Here is a 17,362-nt window from a genome sequence, read left to right as displayed (position 1 = left end):
GCGGGGTGTTTTGCACAGATTGCCAAAATCACCCCTCATGGGGGCCGGATTTTGGGCGGGGCAATCTCCCCCATCGACGATGGGTTTTGGACTGATTGCCCGTCCCTAGATCACTCAGCGGCGACAGCGGCCTTGGCGTTAAGGTCGGTTAACACCGCCTCGACACAGTCGCGCCCGTCGCGGATCGCCCAGACAACAAGGCTCGCGCCACGCACGATATCGCCAATGGCATAGACGCCCGGCATTGCCGTGCGGCCTGTGGTGAACTCGGCCTTGATGGTGCCCCAACGGGTCACTTCCAGCTCGGGCTGATCCCAAAGTGTTGGCAGGTCCTCGGGGGAGAAGCCAAGCGCCTTGATCACAAGGTCAGCAGGCTCATCATACTCAGAACCGTCAATGACTTCAGGGCTTTGGCGGCCCGACGCATCCGGGGCCCCAAGGCGCATTTTCTCAACGATCACCGCTTCGACGGCGTCCCCTTTGAAACCTTTGGGCGCGGTCAGCCATTCGAACTGAACGCCTTCTTCTTCGGCGTTTTGGGTTTCGCGCTGCGATCCCGGCATGTTGGCGCGGTCACGACGATAGAGACATTTGACGCTTGTCGCGCCCTGACGAATGGCTGTGCGCACACAGTCCATCGCCGTATCACCCCCGCCAATGACAACAACCTTTTTGCCCTCAGCATTCAGCTCGCCGCTCTCAAATTCCGCAACCGTATCACCGAAATTTGCTGCACGATTAGAAGCAGTTAGATAGTCGATCGCCTTGACGATACCCGTGGCACCGGCACCCGGCCCACCAAGGTCACGGCTCTTGTAAACGCCAGTGGCGACGATGATCGCATCATGCTTTTCACGCAGTTCCGCAAAGGACACGTCCTTGCCGATTTCGCAGTTCATCACAAACTCAACACCGCTGTCTTCCAGCTGTTTGTTGCGACGCATGACAATGTCTTTTTCCAGCTTAAAGCCGGGGATACCATAAGTCAGGAGGCCGCCTGCGCGGTCATAGCGGTCATAAACCGTGACCTGCACACCGGCGCGGCGCAGCATATCCGCCGCCGCAAGGCCACCGGGGCCTGCGCCGATGATGCCAACGCTTTCGCTGCGCTCATGGGCGGGTGTCACAGGCTTGACCCAGCCTTTTTCCCAAGCGGTATCAGTGATGTACTTCTCAACCGAGCCGATGGTCACAGTGCCGTGGCCGGACTGTTCGATGACGCAGTTGCCTTCGCACAAGCGGTCCTGCGGGCAGATACGGCCACAGATTTCCGGGAAGGTGTTGGTGGCTTGGCTGGTCTGATAGGCCTCTTCCAAACGGCCGGTCGCGGTTAGGCGCAGCCAGTCAGGAATGTTGTTGTGCAACGGGCAGTGGCTCTGGCAATAGGGCACACCACATTGGCTACAGCGGCTCGCCTGCTCCTCAGCTTTCGCCGCGGCGAACTCCGCATAGATCTCATCGAAATCCTGGTTGCGCAGATCAGCATCCCGCTTCTCCGGCATATCACGATCTACATTTACAAACTTGAGCATCGGCTGCTTGGCCATCGGCATTGCCTCTTTCTCGAAAGAACTTGGGTCGGGACTGCATATACAAGCCTGAAAGTGAATAAAAGTCAGGAATGCTGACCTTTATTCACTTTGTCACACGGACATCACAGTCCAAACATAGGTTCAAGTCCAAATTAAAGGTCCACTTCGGTATCAACTTACAGCTTTTCAAAAGAATACAATAGGTTATACACAACATGAACTGCTACTTTGGGCAAAACCAATGACCTACACCTATTTGCTAATTCTCGCTTTGATCCAAGGTATTACCGAATTTTTACCGGTCTCCTCCTCTGGGCACCTGATTCTTCTTCCGAATCTCACTGGCGCTCAGGACCAAGGACAAGTCATCGATGTTGCCGTCCACGTTGGCACATTATTCGCTGTCATCCTCTATTTTTGGGCCGATGTTAAACAAGTCTCGCTTGGCCTACCCCGGCTCCTGACCGGCAAAACTGACACTCCGGGGGCGCGTCTCGCCTTCCTTTTGATTATGGCAACCCTTCCCGTCATTCTCGCTGGGTTGGTCCTGAAACTCACTGGTCTCAGCGATATGATGCGCTCAACCGCCGTTATCGGTTGGACCATGCTGGGATTCGGTCTTGTTCTTTTTTGGGCAGACCGCACCGGACCCGAAATCAAGACCGAGACTGATTGGACCCTCAAAGACGCGATGATCATGGGCCTATGGCAGGCTGTCGCACTTATTCCCGGCACGTCCCGCTCAGGCATCACAATTACCGGCGCGCGCAAACTTGGCTACACACGCCACGACGCCGCCAAACTATCGATGTTGATGTCGATACCGACAATCATCGCCTCGGGCACACTTCTGGGATTAGAAGTCGCCAGCACCGCTGATGCCCAAGCCGCCCGTGACGGGGCCATTGCCGCCGCGATGGCCTTTGTTTCGGCGCTCGCGGCTCTGACCTTGATGATGCGCCTCCTAAAGACGGTCAGCTTCACGCCCTACGTCATTTACCGTGTTATCCTTGGCGTGATCCTTTTGATCATCGCCTACTCCTAACTCGGCCTCTTCTTTCAAAAAATATCCCTAGGGAAGTCCGCTTGCGGGCGGGGGTAGCGCCCCCATTAGACCCGGTGATAGGGACTTCCAGCCAGAATACTGGCTGCGCGATAAAGCTGTTCTGACAACATCACGCGCACAAGCATATGCGGCCAAACCATTTTGCCAAAGCTTAGCAACCGGTCGGCATCTGCCCGCAACGAGGGGTCAATTCCATCGGCGCCCCCGATGATAAAGGCCAAATCCTGCGCCCCGTTATCGCGCCAACACTCCATGCGCCCGGCAAAATCGGGTGAGGTCATAACCTCGCCCCGTTCATCCAACGCACAGATCACCGCACCCTTGGGAACGGCACGTCGCAACAAAACGGCTTCGGCGGCCATCCCGCCGCCTTTTTTGTCTTCGACCTCATGTACAGAAACCGGACCAAGGCCATGGGCCCGCCCGGTTTTGTCAAAGCGTTTCAGATAATCGTCGATCAAATCGCGTTCGGGGCCGGACCGAAGCCGCCCCACCACGCAAAGATGAACGCGCATTTACTGCGCTGTTGGGGCCACACCCTTGGACAAGGGCACCCACATTTTTTCGAGCTGATAGAACTCGCGCACTTCGGGACGGAATACATGAACCACAACGTCACCCGCATCAATCAGAACCCAATCGCCGGTGTCTTTGCCTTCGATCTTGGACAGAACACCAAGACGATGCTTGAGCTCTTCGACCAGCTTGTCGGAAATCGCAGCCACCTGGCGCGAGGATCGACCGGAACAGATCACCATGCTATCGCACACAGAAGATTTGCCGCGCAGGTTCACCTGCACAACGTCTTCGGCTTTGTTCTCGTCGAGAATTTCAAGAGTTGCGGCAAGGATATCTTCACTTGTCGCGTTAACCTGGGGTGCGCCGCTCATGGGGTTCCCCTGCTCAGCGGTATCACCCGCATTTGCCAAAGATGACAGGACATTGTCCTCCTATTCGTTGCGCGCCGTCACAGCCCCGGCGCAGGGCACTGACCTCAAGATAACACCGCAAAGGTAAAATCTCAATGAGGGGCCGCAAACATGCTTTAAAACAGGCAAGGACCGACCGGTTGCCCGGCTGATTTCAACTCTTGCAGGTAGAGTTCGGCCGGAATTGGATGCAACAAGGGCAAAATGCCAAAGGACCCAACCGAGATGTCAATCGAGACCGGCTCTTGTAAATCAGGCCCATCGTCTCGCAAACAAACACCAACGTCGACACCCAAACTACCTTTGGTGTCATCGGGGCTTTGTTCTTCCCATGCGCGGGCTTCGGTCTGCAATTCGCGCATACGCGCGACATCTTCGTCCGTTAACGAAAGCGAATAGCGGCCATTTTCTGCGACTTGATCCAATAGGTATTTCTCAACCAGAGAATCGCTGCCATTGCTGGCCTCGATCTTCAATCGCGCACTCTCGGGAACAAGTTCCAACCCTTTGGGCAGGTGGGCAATGATCTCAAACTCCGCCGGATCGGCTTCGATCGGGTCAAGTTGATTGAGCTTATTCACGGTTGCCACATCAATTGCGGTACAACCGGCCAAAGCCAACGCCAAAACCCAAATGCGACCCATAAAAATCCCCTTATGGAATAATTGTTACCGTCTTACGTCAAACAAACATCGTTTTACAACGCGATGCGCCATGATATTTTTGTCCGTCACACCCAAAACTTGGGGCTGGTTGGTGAAATTCTTTGGACCCCTGCGAGGTTGGTTGGGCGCGAGGCGGTCCCCCGCGCCACCATCTCTAGGCACCGTAGGGCACCCAAACGGTTTTGACTTCGGTCGCCGCATCAAGGAAGTCACGGCCAGCGCCCTCAGCCCCCATCCACTCACGCGCCAACCCGTTGTTGACCCACGTCCGTTTCAGGTTACCCGCGCCGCCGGATTCGATTGCCGCCGACACATCCGCCCCCGAGAAGGACCAGACCGCTTCGACATCCATATGGGTGGCAAGCGCCGGGGCAAGTTCGGCGTGATTGCCGGTCAGGATGTTTACGACACCGCCCGGAACATCAGATGTTTCAAGCACTTGGTAGAAATCAGTCGCGACCAAAGGGAAAGGTTCAGACGCGACAAGCACCACTCGGTTGCCCATGGCAATCGCCGGGGCCATGACCGACACCAGACCAAGCAAGGGTACGTCATCCGGGCAAAGCGCCCCGATCACACCACAGGCTTCGCGCATGGCCAAGGCCACACCACGCATCGGCACTTGGCGCACTTGACCATCGAATTTGTCGGCCCAAGCCGCATAGGTGAACAGCCGATCAACCGAGGCATCAACCTCGGCCGCGCCGGTTTTGCCACCGGTCAGGCGGTTGATCTGGCTGGCGAATTCCTCTTTGCGAGTCGCAAGGTTTTCAGCCAGGAAATACAAGACCTGCGCACGGTTATGCGCGGTGGCTCCGCTCCACCCCTTGGCGGCACGGGCCGCTTCGACAGCGTTGCGGACATCTTTGCGGTTGGCAATCGGGGCCTGCCCGATCAGCTTGCCCGCCTTGTCAAACACGTTGCGGGCATAGCCACCATCGGGGCGCGCTTGCTTGCCACCAACATAAAGCTTGGCAGTACGGTCCACCGGTTGCGGTTCCGCCGTATCCCCTTTGAAGGGCTCAACACGTTTTAATGCCTTGGCTTTGCTCTTGGGCTTGGTATAGGCGCTGAGGCCTTCCCAACCACCTTCGCGACCAAAGCCGCTTTCGCGCACACCGCCAAATCCGGCGGCGGCGTCCATCATATTGGTACCGTTGATCCACACGATCCCGGCAACCAGCTGCGGGGCCATATCCAGCGCGACGTTGATATTTTCCGACCAAACCGACGCCGCAAGCCCATAGCGGGTGTTATTGGCCAGCATGACGGCTTCGGACGGGGTGCGGAAGGTGGTCGAGACCAGAACCGGACCAAAGATTTCATCCTGCATCAATGCCGAAGCCGACGCGAGATTGGAGACCAAGGTTGGCGGATAGTAACAGCCCTCGGGCAAATCGCAGGCGGGTTGATAGACATCGCCTTCGCCACCATGGGCATCGACCAGAGCCGCAATGCGTTCACGCTGAACCGGGTCGACGATGGCGCCAACGTCGATGCATTTATCCAGCGGATTGCCAATGCGTAGCTTGTCCATACGGGCGCGCAATTTTGCGTGGAATTTCTCGGAAATGCCTTCTTGGACCAAGAGACGAGATCCGGCACAGCATACCTGTCCTTGATTGAACCAAATCGCGTCCACCAACCCTTCAACGGCGGAATCAATATCGGCGTCTTCAAAGACGATGTAGGGGGATTTTCCGCCCAGTTCCAAAGTCAGCGCCTTGCCGGTTCCGGCGGTCGCTTCGCGGATGCGGCGGCCCACGGCGGTCGATCCGGTAAAGGCGATTTTGTTGACGTCGGATTTGACGATCATCTCACCAACCTCACCGTCACCAGTGACGATATTGACCACCCCCTTGGGCAGACCCGCCTGACGGCAAATATCTGCGAAGCACAGCGCGGTAAGCGACGTCCATTCCGCCGGTTTCAGCACCACGGTGTTGCCCATGGCCAGTGCCGGAGCGATCTTCCATGACAGCATCAAGAGAGGGAAATTCCACGGGATAATCTGACCACACACACCAAGCGCCTCGGCATCGGGTAGTTCGCTGTCCATCAGCTGGGCCATGCCCGCGTGATAATAGAAATGCCGCTGCGCTTGCGGCACGTCGATGTCACGCGCCTCGCGGATCGGCTTGCCGTTATCAAGGCTTTCGAGAACCGCAAAAAGGCGCGAATGCTTTTGCAGCAACCGCGCCAAGGCATAAAGGTATCGCGCACGACCAGCCCCGCCTAGCTTTGCCCATGCCGGTTGCGCCTTGCGCGCGGCGGTGACGGCACTATCGACGTCGGATTGGGTGGCTTGGGTCAATGTCGCCAACACTTCGCCGGTGGCGGGGTTGCGGCTATCGAACCCGTCGCCGGAGGCGGTAAAGCTGCCGTCGATGAAATGGCCGAACTTGCTGCCTTGATCAACGATCCAAGCCAATGCGTCGCCTGCGGATTCAGGGGCTGGGCCGTAGTCCATGGTTTCGAAGATGTCCTTGATGGTCATTTTGGAGGTCTCCCGCATGCGAAGATGCGTTGTGAAAGCGTGATTGGGCCACAAAGGGCCGCGCCCGACCGCGTGGTGCGATTCAAGGGCAGGCCAGCCGACTGTGGAACATTCAAAGTGTCAGTAACAAACTGACGGATAGGGAAAACGCCGCCCCGTGTGGGGGCGGTCCGGCGCTGCCCAGCACAGGGCCGGGCGAGAGATCGCCGCACATACATCACCTATCCGGCCGCATGACGCCAAGAGGCCGAATAGGCCCCGGTGACGTGGTGTTCGAGCTGGCGTTCGATATCACCCAAAAGCGATGAGGCCCCAAAGCGGAACAGATCGGGACGCAGCCAGCGATCCCCAAGTTCCTCTTTGACCAAAGCCAGATAGTTGATCGAATCCTTGGCCTTGGAAATCCCGCCAGCTGGTTTGTAGCCAACGCGGAAACCGGTTTCTTCGTAATATTCACGAATGGCGCGCATCATCACCAAGCTGACCGGCAGGGTCGCATTGACGCTTTCCTTGCCCGTCGAGGTTTTGATGAAATCCGCACCAGCCATCATGCAGACAAGCGAGGCGCGCGCAACGTTTTGCAGAGTTTCAAGTTCACCGGTCGCAAGGATCGCTTTGACATGGGCATCGCCACAGGCGGCACGCATGGTTTTCATTTCGTCATAAAGCCCCTGCCAATCGCCGTTCAAAACCAAACGGCGGGAAATCACAATGTCGATCTCTTCGGCACCGGCTTTGACGCTTTCTTCGATCTCGGCAATGCGCAGGTGAAACGGCGATAGACCCGCCGGAAACCCGGTCGACACCACAGCAACCGGAATGCCGGTTCCGTCCAAGGCTTTGAGCGCATGGGGGATCATGTCGTGATAGACACAAACCGCACCGGTGGTCAGCCCTTCAAGACCCAGTGCCTCAAGAAGATCGGCGCGCACCGGCTGTTTCGCCTTGGCGCACAGACGCAGCACCCGACCGGCGGTATCATCCCCGGCCAAAGTGGTCAGGTCGATACAGGAAATCGCCCGCGCCAACCACGCGGCCTGATAGTCCTTTTTGACCGACCGCCGTCCGGGCAGTGTTTTGGCCCGGCGTTCAATGGCCGAGCGATTGGCGCGCGCATGCATGACGCGGTCCATGTCCAGATCCATCCCCGGATTGCGAGGTTCGATCGTCTGAGGAAGCTGATGTGTGTCCAAACTGGCCCCGGCTTGCGTTGTTAACTGCGCCATAATGTCCTCCGAAAGAGCGAAAGGCAAACCGCACCCTAGCCCCCACTCGGGCTAGGTTTCAAGCTATTCTGACCAAATAGTCAGATTTTGAAACGTTCGGTCATGTGCATTTTTTGTGCAGTATCCGGTTTTCAGCCCACTCCTTATTGCGAATAAGTCGCAAGAGCATTGACTTTCTGCGAATGATTATCATATTCAGTGTTCGAAAGGGAGACTTTTATGCTTTCTCGCAGAGCGATTCTGGCTGGACTGGCCGCAACCCCGTTGATTGGAACAGGCACCTTTGCCGCTGGGCCGTTGAGCGTGGTTGCCACAACCGGAATGATTGCCGATGCCGCCCGCGCCATTGGTGGTGATCTGGTAACAGTTCAGGCCTTGATGGGCCCCGGCGTTGACCCGCATGGCTATCGCCAAACCCGCTCTGACATTGTCGCGATGACCCGCGCCGATTTGTTGCTCTGGAACGGTCTCTATCTAGAAGCGCAGCTTGAGCATTTCATCGAAACACTCTCCAAGCGTGTGCCTGTCGCCGCCGTGGCAGAAGCGACCCCTAAGGATCAGTTGCTTCACCACGCCGACTATGAAAATCGCCCCGATCCGCATGTCTGGATGGCCCCGCAGCTTTGGCGCCATACGGTTGCGGCCATACGCGACGCGATGATGGCTCAGCGCCCCGAAAACGCCGCCGTGTTTGCCGCCAATGCCGACATCTATCTGGCCGAGGTTGACCGCGTTGGCACCTATGCCAGCAAGATGACAGAGCAAGTGCCGGATCAGGCCCGTGTGTTGGTGACGGCGCATGATGCCTTTGGCTATTTCGGCCGCCAGTTTGGCTTTGAGGTTATGGGTATCCAAGGCATTTCCACCGGTTCCGAAGCCGGGTTGCAGCGCATTCGCACGCTTGTTGACGAGATCGTCACCCGCAAAATCGGTGCTGTTTTTGTCGAAAGCTCGGTGTCCGATCGCAACATTCGTGCCTTAATCGAAGGGGCCGCCGCCCAAGGTCACGACGTCAAAATTGGTGGCGAGCTGTTCTCGGACGCGATGGGCGAACCGGGGAGCTATGAGGGCACCTATGTCGGCATGATCGACCACAACGTTTCTGTCATTGCTGGTGCTTTGGGGGCCGATGTGCCGACCGGCGGCATGGATGGCAAGCTGAGCCATGGGGTATAAAAGATGACCGCGATTGAACTCGCCGCCGAAAATGGCCAGACCATTGCCGAAAACCTCGACAACAGCCCCTTGGCATTGCGCGGGGTCACGGTGTCCTATGGCAATGAGCCCGTGGTATTCTCCGTCGATATGACGATCCAAACCGGCACAATGACCGCGATTATCGGCCCGAATGGTGCTGGGAAATCAACGCTGTTGAAAGCCGCGCTTGGCATTGTCAAACCACTCGCGGGCCGCGTGACGACATGGGGCAAACCGCTCGATGCCCAGCGCCAGCGCATTGCCTATGTGCCACAGCGTGCCAGCATTGATTGGGATTTCCCAACACAGGTGCGTGACGTGGTCATGATGGGGCTGTTTCGCGAACTTGGCTTGTTGCGCCGGGTGCGCGCCAAGCATCATGACAAAGTGATGGAGTGCCTGACGCGGGTCGGGATGCAAGATTTTGCCGACCGTCAGATTGGTCAATTGTCTGGCGGCCAACAGCAACGGGTTTTCTTGGCCCGCGCTTTGGCCCAAGAGGCCGATCTTTACCTGCTCGACGAACCCTTTGCCGGGGTTGATGCTGCCACCGAAGCCGCCATTATCGCCGTTCTGAAAGAGCTGCGTGATGAGGGTAAGACCGTTGTCGCCGTGCATCACGATCTATCGACCGTCGAAGATTATTTTGACCGCGTGTTCCTGATCAATCGCCGTCGCATGGGCGAAGGGTCGGTCGCCGATGCCTTTACCCAAGACGCTCTGCACACCACCTATGGCGGCCGTTTGGGCGACGGGTTGATTGCCCGCGCAGGATAAAACCGAATGCTTGAGGCTCTGACACTTCAGCTCGGCTATAACGCCGTATTGGTGACGCTTGGCTCCACGGCATTGGGCGTGGCGGCGGGTGCGGTTGGGGCGTTTCTATATCTGCGCAAACGCGCCCTTGTGTCCGATGCGATTAGTCACGCGACCCTTCCCGGCCTGGCTCTGGCCTTTTTGGTCATGGTTGCGCTTGGCGGCGAAGGGCGGTTTTTGCCCGGTCTGATGCTTGGTTCGGCCCTGTCGGCCTGGGCTGGCCTCTATGTGGTAAGCTGGATCACCCGCAAAACCCGCCTCCCCGAAGACGCGGCCATTGGTGCTGTCTTGTCAGTCTTTTTCGGGTTCGGGATCGTGTTGCTCACTGTGATCCAAACCATGCAATCGGGTCGCCAAGCCGGGTTAGAAGGGTTCTTGCTCGGCTCGACCGCCGGCATGTTACGTGCCGACGCCCTGGTGATCGCCACAGGCGGGGCGCTGGTTTTGCTGGCCACGATGTTGCTACGCCGCCCGATGTTGATGACCGCCTTTGACGAGAGGTATGCGCAAGTTCAAGGGCTTAATACGGCGCGCATCGACATGGCCCTGATGGTGCTGGTTTTGGCCGTCACGGTTGTGGGCCTCAAAATCGTCGGCCTCATCCTGATTGTCGCGATGCTAATCATTCCCGCCGTTGCCGCCCGGTTTTGGACCGAAAACGCAAGCCGCGTTGCGCAACTTGCCGCGCTGTTTGGCGGGGTATCGGGCTATGTCGGCGCGGCCCTGTCTGCGACAGCCCCTGACCTCCCCACCGGTCCGATCATCGTCTTGGTCGCCTTTGCGCTCTTTGCTTTGTCGTTACTTTTCGCCCCGTCGCGCGGTGTCCTCGCGTCTGCTCTGCGTCACCGCCGCCTCCAACACGAAGTCCACCTGCGTCAGGGGCTTTTGGCCCTCGCCCACGGGCAGCCGGTATATGAAACCATGACCCAGCGTATGCTACGTGGCCGGGGTTTAATGCGCGCCGATGGCGTCCCAACCGACGAAGGCCGCAATGCCGCCGCCCAAGCGCTTTTGGATGAAACCCGCTGGCAGGAACTGCGCCGCATCGAAGAACTCGCCAGCCTCGCCATTCGTGATGACGGCCTGACCCGGATCGACGAGGTGCTAACCTCCGATCAGGTCAAATTGATCGACACCCGCCTCAGCCCCCAAGGAGCCGTGTGATGGGATATGAATTTGTCGCCCTGTCGTTGCCACCGATGGTGATTGGCATGTTGGCTGCGATGGCCTGCGCCCTGCCCGGTAACTTCCTGCTCTTGCGCCGCCAATCGCTTATTGGCGATGCCATTTCGCATGTCGTTCTTCCCGGCATTGTTGTGGCCTTTCTCATCACCGGGGCCATCACGACGCTACCGATGATGTTTGGCGCGGCGGGCGCGGCGCTTGTTGCCGTGGTCCTGATCGAGGCCATCCGCCGTCTTGGCAAAGTCGAACCCGGGGCCGCCATGGGCGTGGTCTTTACCGCGATGTTCGCCGCCGGTGTGTTGCTGTTGGAGCAATCCGATACATCCGGCGTGCACCTTGATGTCGAACACGCCCTTTACGGCAATCTCGAAAGCTTGATCTGGCTTGACGCGGTCGGCTGGTCCTCCGTCACGGATCCAACCGCTTTGGCGGGTTTGCCGCCGGAACTGTTCCGCATGGGCTTTGCCCTGCTGATTGTCGGCGCGCTGACTTGGCTGTTCTGGCGCCCGCTAAAACTCTCAACCTTCGACGAAGGTTTCGCCCGCTCTCTTGGCCTGCCAACCACTCTGATCAGCCTCGGCGTCGTGGTGATGGCCGCATTGGCTGCGGTGGCGGCTTTTGACGCCGTCGGGTCCATCATTGTGATTGCGATGTTCATCTGCCCCCCGGCGGCCGCGCGCCTCATGACCAATCGGCTTGAAACGCAAATCGCGTGGTCGCTGATCTTTGCCTGCGTATCGGCCATCCTCGGATATATCTTTGCTGGCTATGGCCCGCTTTGGATCGGGGCCTCCGCCTCTGTCTCCGCCGCCGGTATGATCGCCACTGTGTCGGGCTTGATTCTCGCTCTCGCTGCACTTTTCGCGCCCCACCGACACGCTTAGGGTCCGGTCCCTTTCACCTTGCCCGTTAATCTCCCCCCAGAGGCCCGCTTTTTCATGGGAAAATCACTCTCTGATACTTAGGAAATTCAGGACTCCAAATTAGAACAAAACGTGAATATGCTACCCCCATGTTTGCCGAACTTAGCATCACATCCAACTTCACCTTTCTCACCGGGGCCTCCCACCCCGAGGACTACATGGACCGTGCCGCCCTGATCGGGCTCAGTGCAATTGCCATTGCCGATGTGAACTCCGTCGCCGGGATCGTGCGCGCCCATACTAAAATGCGTGACATCGCCCGACAGGTTCGCGAACGGATCGACCTTGAAACCCGCGATGGCCCCATTGGCCCACCGGCCCCCAAGCATCTGGCCAAACCAGCCTCACTTCCCATCACCAATGTGCCCCGCCTCATCCCCGCGGCCCGCCTGTGCTTTACCGACGGGATCGAGGCCACCGCCCTCACCGCCACCCGTCAAGGCTGGGCGACCCTGTGTCGACTGCTCTCCACAGGACGGTTGCGGGCGGAAAAAGGCGGCTGCACGCTCCATATGTCCGACCTTCCCGGTGATCTGAGCGGGCTGATCCTGATCCTGCATCCCTCTCCCCAGATGCAACAACCGCCGCGCGGCGCGGACATGTGGCTGCAACAGGCGCAACAGCTGACGCGCCGCCTCCCCCAGAACACATACCTCGCCCTGTCGCCGCAATATGACGGGCAAGACCCCCAGCGCTTTGACCATCACGCCGAATTGGCCCAAACCCTGAACATCCCCACCATCGCCAGCGCCGCGCCGCGTATGCATCATGGCCGCCGCCGTCGCCTTGCCGATGTTCTAACGGCCATTCGCACCGGCACCCGCGTTGACCAACTTGGCCGCAACAGCCTCGCCAATGGCGAACAACGCCTGCGCTCGGAAACCGAGATGCGCAAAATCCTCGGCCCCCATAGCCCCCATGCCGAAGCCGTGACACGCGCCGCCCAACTCGCCGAACGCTGTCAGTTTGATCTTGCCAGCCTGCGCTATGAATACCCGTCTGAAATCACCGACAATGAAACCCCCAGAGGTCGCTTGCGACGCCTCTCCGAAGACGGCCTGCGCTGGCGCTATCCCCACGGTGCGCCGGACAAAGTGCGCGCCATGCTCGAACATGAACTCACCCTGATCGGCAAGCTGAAATACGAACCCTACTTCCTCACCGTGCGCGACATCGTCGCCTTTGCCCGATCCCGCGACATCCTGTGCCAAGGGCGTGGCTCTGCGGCCAATTCCGTGGTCTGCTACTGCCTTGGAGTGACCTCGGTGAGCCCCGAAATCGGCACGATGGTTTTTGAACGCTTTGTCTCAGAGGCCCGCGATGAACCGCCCGACATTGACGTTGATTTCGAACATGAGCGCCGCGAAGAGGTCATCCAACATATCTACGAACGCTACGGCCGCCACCGCGCCGGGCTTTGTGCCACGGTGATCCACTATCGTGGCAAACGCGCCATCCGCGAAGTCGGCACCGCCATGGGCCTATCCCAAGACACCATCGGCGCGCTCAGCTCCCAACTTTGGGGCTTCTTCTCTGCCAAAGGGCTAGAGGAAAGCCGCATGCGTGAGATCGGCCTTGATCCCAATGATCGCCAGCTGCAACTCACCCTTGAACTGGTCTATGAAATCATCGGCTTTCCCCGCCACCTGTCCCAACATGTTGGCGGTTTCATCATCACCGAAGGCCGCCTTGATGAGCTGGTCCCCATCGAAAACGCCAGCATGGATGAACGCACTGTGATCTGCTGGGACAAGGATGACATCGACGCGCTTGGCATTCTCAAGGTCGATGTTTTGTCCTTGGGCATGCTCACCTGCATCCGCAAAGCTTTCGATCTCATCACTCGCCATCACGGCCCATCGCATACGCTCGCCAACCTCCCGCAAGAGGATCCGCGCGTCTACGACATGCTCTGCCAAGCCGACAGTATCGGGGTGTTTCAGGTCGAATCCCGCGCACAGATGAACTTCCTGCCACGGATGAAACCGCGCAATTTCTACGATCTGGTCATCGAGGTCGCCATCATCCGCCCCGGTCCGATTCAGGGTGACATGGTCCACCCCTATATTCGCCGACGTAATGGCGAAGAAGAGGTTAGCTTCCCCTCCGACGCCCTTGGTGCGGTGCTGGGAAAAACCATGGGCGTACCGCTGTTTCAAGAACAAGCCATGCAAATCGCCATCATCGGCGCCGGGTTCACCCCCTCCGAAGCCGACCGATTGCGCCGCTCGCTTGCCACCTTCAAGAAACACGGCAACGTCTCGGAATTTCGCACCCTCTTCATGCGCGGTATGCGCAAAAACGGCTATGACGAAGACTTTGCCGCCCGTTGCTTTTCCCAGATCGAGGGCTTTGGCTCCTATGGCTTTCCCGAAAGCCACGCCGCCAGTTTTGCGCTCTTGGTCTATGCCTCAGCTTGGATCAAATGCCACCATCCCGGCATCTTTGCCTGCGCGCTGCTCAACTCCCAACCCATGGGCTTTTATGCCCCCGCGCAAATCGTCCGCGATGCCCGCGAACATGGGGTCGAGGTGCGCCCGGTTTGCATCAACGCCAGCTTTTGGGACAATATGATGGAACCTGACGACGATGGCGGGTTGGCCCTGCGGCTCGGCTTTCGCCAGATCAAAGGGCTTAGCGAAGAAGACGCGGGATGGATCACCGCCGCGCGTGGCAATGGCTATCAATCGGTGCGCGATGTCTGGCGCAAGGCCGGGCTGGGCCCGGACATCCTCACCCGCCTCGCCGAGGCCAACGCCTTCACCAGCACCGGCCAAAACCGCCGTGACGCCCAATGGGACACCCGCGCTCTAACCAAAGGGCCCGAACTCCCGCTCTTTGCTCTGGATATGGATGGAGAGGCCATCGCCGAACCAACCGCCAACCTACCCGAAATGACGCTTGGGGAATCCGTGGTCGAAGATTACGTCGCCACCAGACTGTCTTTGCAAAACCATCCTGTCGGCTTGTTGAGACCCATCTTAACACCCCAAGCACAAACTCTCGGCAAGGGAGCGAGCCCCCTCTGCGGGTAAACCCGCATTCACCCCCAGGAAATTTAAGGAAAGAAGAAACCATCAGTAAATCTCCTTCTTTCCTCAAATACCGCCACCGAGGGAACCTCATATCCTGAAAAACACCATCTCGGTTGAACGCGACATGTGCCAAGTGCGCCAACGCGAAGCCCCCGCACAGGGCGGGGGCTGAGGCATCAAGCGCGGGCCTTGGCCCTCCCCTTTTGACAGTTCAATCAGATACCGACCTTGATGATCGCATCCGCCAGAATTGGAACCGATTGCTTGTTCAAGCCAGCGATATTCAGACGGCTGTCCCCAACCATATAAATCGCATGCTCCTCACGTAGTTTTTGCACAAGTTCCGGAGTCGCGCCCAGGCGCGAGAACATACCACGGTGCTGGGCAATGAATCCAAACCGATCCGAACCCGACGCCCGTTGTAGCTCGGCCGCAAGCTGTTCACGCAGGCCCAGCATCGAGGTACGCACCTCTTCCAACTCTTTCGCCCAATCCGCGCGCAGCACTGGATCAGTCAGAACCATGGTCACAACGCGCGCACCGTGATCCGGCGGGAAGGAATAGTTCTGGCGGTTCAAAAACGCCAAAGTGCCTTGGTTCAACTTGGTTTTAGACGCATCCGCAGCAATCGACATCAACAAGCCGGTCCGTTCGCGATACACACCGAAGTTCTTGGAACAGCTGGCTGCGATCAGGCATTCCGGAACCGAAGAGGCCACCAAACGCACCGCCGCCGCATCTTCCTCCAGACCGTCACCAAACCCCTGATAGGCGATGTCGATCATTGGAACCGCACCGGTTTTGTTCAGCACATCCACAACGGCTTGCCATTGTGTCAGGTTCAGGTTCGCACCCGTTGGGTTGTGGCAACATCCATGAAGCAGGATAATATCGCCGGGGCCCGCCTGGGCCAAGTCGTCCATCATGCCATCAAAGTTAACGCCACGGGTTTCACCATCGAAATAGCGGTAAGTCACCACTTCGATACCCAGATACTTTAGAATCGCAACGTGATTTGGCCATGTCGGATCAGACACAAACACCCGAACGTCGGTCTTTGCCAGTCGCGCCAGCTCAAACGCCTGACGCACCGCTCCGGTGCCGCCGGGAGTTGCCACGGCCGCAACGTTTTCGCGGGCCACGCTGTCGGACAGAACCAGATTGATCATCGCATCGGCGAACGCAGGATCACCGGCAAGACCGGTATAAGCCTTGGTGTCTTGTTCGTCCCATAGCTTCTTTTCTGCCGCCTTAATCGCACGCATAATTGGCGTTTTGCCCGTTGCGTCTTTGTAAACACCAACGCCGAGGTCAATTTTGTCCTCACGCGTGTCTTCACGATACATCTGCATCAACTGCAGGATTTTATCGGCAGGTTGCTCTTTGAGAGTTTCGAACATCAGTCTTCTCCGGTGGCGACGGGCAGAGTGGGGAACTGCCCCCACTCGCTCCAGGACCCGTCATAAAGCGAATGATCACGTTTCCCCAGCACCTCTAGCGCCAGGTTAATTATGGTTCCGGTCACGCCAGACCCGCAGGATGTGATGGCAGGTTTATCAAGATCAACGCCCGCCGCAGCAAAAGCCGCGCGCAAGCCGTCAGGGTCTTTCATCGTGCCATTTTCAGTCAATAGCATCCCAAAGGGGACGTTTTTAGCGCCGGGAATATGGCCCGACCGCATGCCTTCGCGCGGCTCTGGTTCCTCCCCTCGGAACCGACCAGCCCCACGCGCATCAATGAGCTCATAATCGCGCAGCTTTGAGGCCGCCGACACTTGGGTTACGTCTTTGACCAAATGGGCCTGACGGCGCACGGTCATGTGGCGATCCCGGATCACCGGGGGCAGGTCTTCGACCTCACGCCCTTCCGCCTGCCATTTGGGCAAACCGCCATCCAGAACCGCGATGTTGTCTTGCCCCATCAAGCGGAACAACCACCAAACACGCGCCGCCGAGAACAGCCCCATGCCGTCATAGACAACAACCTGATGGCCATCCCCAACCCCCATAGCCCGCAGGCGCGACATGAATTTCTCAACCGTCGGGGCCATATGCGGCAGATCGGACCGATTGTCAGACACGTCATCAATGTCAAAGAAGCGTGCGCCGGGAATATGCGCGGCGTCATATTCGGCCTTGGGATCGCGGCCCATGGCGGGCAGATACCAGCTGGCATCTAGAATGCGCAGATCGGGGTCTTTGATATGCTTGGCCAACCATTCGGTCGACACAAGGGTTTTGGGATCGTCGTAAGACATGGCATACCCCCGGTGTGATGGATCATTGTGTCCA

Annotated in this window: 14 protein-coding genes; 6 read left to right on the top strand and 8 right to left on the bottom strand. The window is 58.2% G+C overall.

The window, feature by feature from the left end:
- Positions 1-110 precede the first annotated feature (110 nt).
- On the bottom strand, positions 111-1,547 hold the full coding sequence (locus AC5EFR_RS02200) for an NAD(P)-dependent oxidoreductase (RefSeq protein WP_493574336.1): 1,437 nt from the start codon (positions 1,545-1,547) through the stop codon (positions 111-113).
- A gap of 226 nt (positions 1,548-1,773) precedes the next feature.
- Here AC5EFR_RS02200 and AC5EFR_RS02195 point away from each other — a divergent pair, with 226 nt between their 5' ends.
- Entirely contained in the window at positions 1,774-2,577 is an 804-nt protein-coding gene (locus AC5EFR_RS02195) for an undecaprenyl-diphosphate phosphatase (protein ID WP_493574335.1), read from the top strand.
- Positions 2,578-2,642: 65 nt separating this feature from the next.
- On the opposite strand, the gene rlmH is transcribed toward AC5EFR_RS02195, so the two are convergent.
- The 5 genes from rlmH to deoC all read right to left on the bottom strand — a co-directional run bounded on the left by rlmH (position 2,643) and on the right by deoC (position 7,915).
- Positions 2,643-3,113, bottom strand: a complete 471-nt coding sequence (gene rlmH, locus AC5EFR_RS02190; protein WP_493574334.1) for a 23S rRNA (pseudouridine(1915)-N(3))-methyltransferase RlmH — start codon at positions 3,111-3,113, stop codon at positions 2,643-2,645.
- A complete protein-coding gene (rsfS, locus tag AC5EFR_RS02185) occupies positions 3,114-3,488 on the bottom strand; it encodes a ribosome silencing factor (RefSeq protein ID WP_493574333.1) in 375 nt (124 codons plus the stop codon).
- A 155-nt stretch (positions 3,489-3,643) separates the two neighbouring features.
- Complete coding sequence (locus AC5EFR_RS02180; RefSeq protein ID WP_493574332.1) at positions 3,644-4,171, bottom strand: hypothetical protein; 528 nt, start codon at positions 4,169-4,171, stop codon at positions 3,644-3,646.
- Positions 4,172-4,346: 175 nt separating this feature from the next.
- Complete coding sequence (locus AC5EFR_RS02175) at positions 4,347-6,689, bottom strand: aldehyde dehydrogenase family protein (RefSeq protein WP_493574381.1); 2,343 nt, start codon at positions 6,687-6,689, stop codon at positions 4,347-4,349.
- Positions 6,690-6,910: 221 nt separating this feature from the next.
- Positions 6,911-7,915 (bottom strand): deoxyribose-phosphate aldolase, encoded by a 1,005-nt coding sequence (deoC, locus tag AC5EFR_RS02170; protein ID WP_493574331.1) that lies wholly within the window; start codon positions 7,913-7,915, stop codon positions 6,911-6,913.
- A 219-nt stretch (positions 7,916-8,134) separates the two neighbouring features.
- On the opposite strand from deoC, the gene AC5EFR_RS02165 reads away from it, so the two are divergent.
- The 5 genes from AC5EFR_RS02165 (at position 8,135) to AC5EFR_RS02145 (ending at position 15,071) form a co-directional block, all read left to right on the top strand.
- On the top strand, positions 8,135-9,091 hold the full coding sequence (locus tag AC5EFR_RS02165) for a metal ABC transporter solute-binding protein, Zn/Mn family (RefSeq protein ID WP_493574330.1): 957 nt from the start codon (positions 8,135-8,137) through the stop codon (positions 9,089-9,091).
- Between the two features lie 3 nt (positions 9,092-9,094).
- A complete protein-coding gene (gene aztA, locus AC5EFR_RS02160) occupies positions 9,095-9,889 on the top strand; it encodes a zinc ABC transporter ATP-binding protein AztA (protein ID WP_493574329.1) in 795 nt (264 codons plus the stop codon).
- Positions 9,890-9,895: 6 nt separating this feature from the next.
- Positions 9,896-11,092, top strand: a complete 1,197-nt coding sequence (locus tag AC5EFR_RS02155; protein WP_493574328.1) for a metal ABC transporter permease — start codon at positions 9,896-9,898, stop codon at positions 11,090-11,092.
- The gene (locus AC5EFR_RS02150) at positions 11,092-11,997 is read left to right on the top strand and encodes a metal ABC transporter permease (RefSeq protein WP_493574327.1); all 906 of its coding nucleotides are present in this window, start codon (positions 11,092-11,094) and stop codon (positions 11,995-11,997) included. Before AC5EFR_RS02155 ends, AC5EFR_RS02150 begins: the two co-directional genes overlap by 1 nt.
- A 128-nt stretch (positions 11,998-12,125) precedes the next feature.
- A complete protein-coding gene (locus AC5EFR_RS02145) occupies positions 12,126-15,071 on the top strand; it encodes an error-prone DNA polymerase (RefSeq protein WP_493574326.1) in 2,946 nt (981 codons plus the stop codon).
- Between the two features lie 215 nt (positions 15,072-15,286).
- Here AC5EFR_RS02145 and AC5EFR_RS02140 read toward each other — a convergent pair whose 3' ends face one another.
- Positions 15,287-16,471, bottom strand: a complete 1,185-nt coding sequence (locus tag AC5EFR_RS02140) for an amino acid aminotransferase (RefSeq protein ID WP_493574325.1) — start codon at positions 16,469-16,471, stop codon at positions 15,287-15,289.
- On the bottom strand, positions 16,471-17,328 hold the full coding sequence (gene sseA / locus AC5EFR_RS02135) for a 3-mercaptopyruvate sulfurtransferase (protein ID WP_493574324.1): 858 nt from the start codon (positions 17,326-17,328) through the stop codon (positions 16,471-16,473). Before sseA ends, AC5EFR_RS02140 begins: the two co-directional genes overlap by 1 nt.
- Positions 17,329-17,362: the final 34 nt, after the last annotated feature.

It is taken from the genome of Pelagimonas sp., from assembly GCF_058892305.1.
The sequence above is the reverse complement of the archived record's forward strand: the minus strand, read 5'-3'. Positions and strand labels throughout refer to the sequence as shown.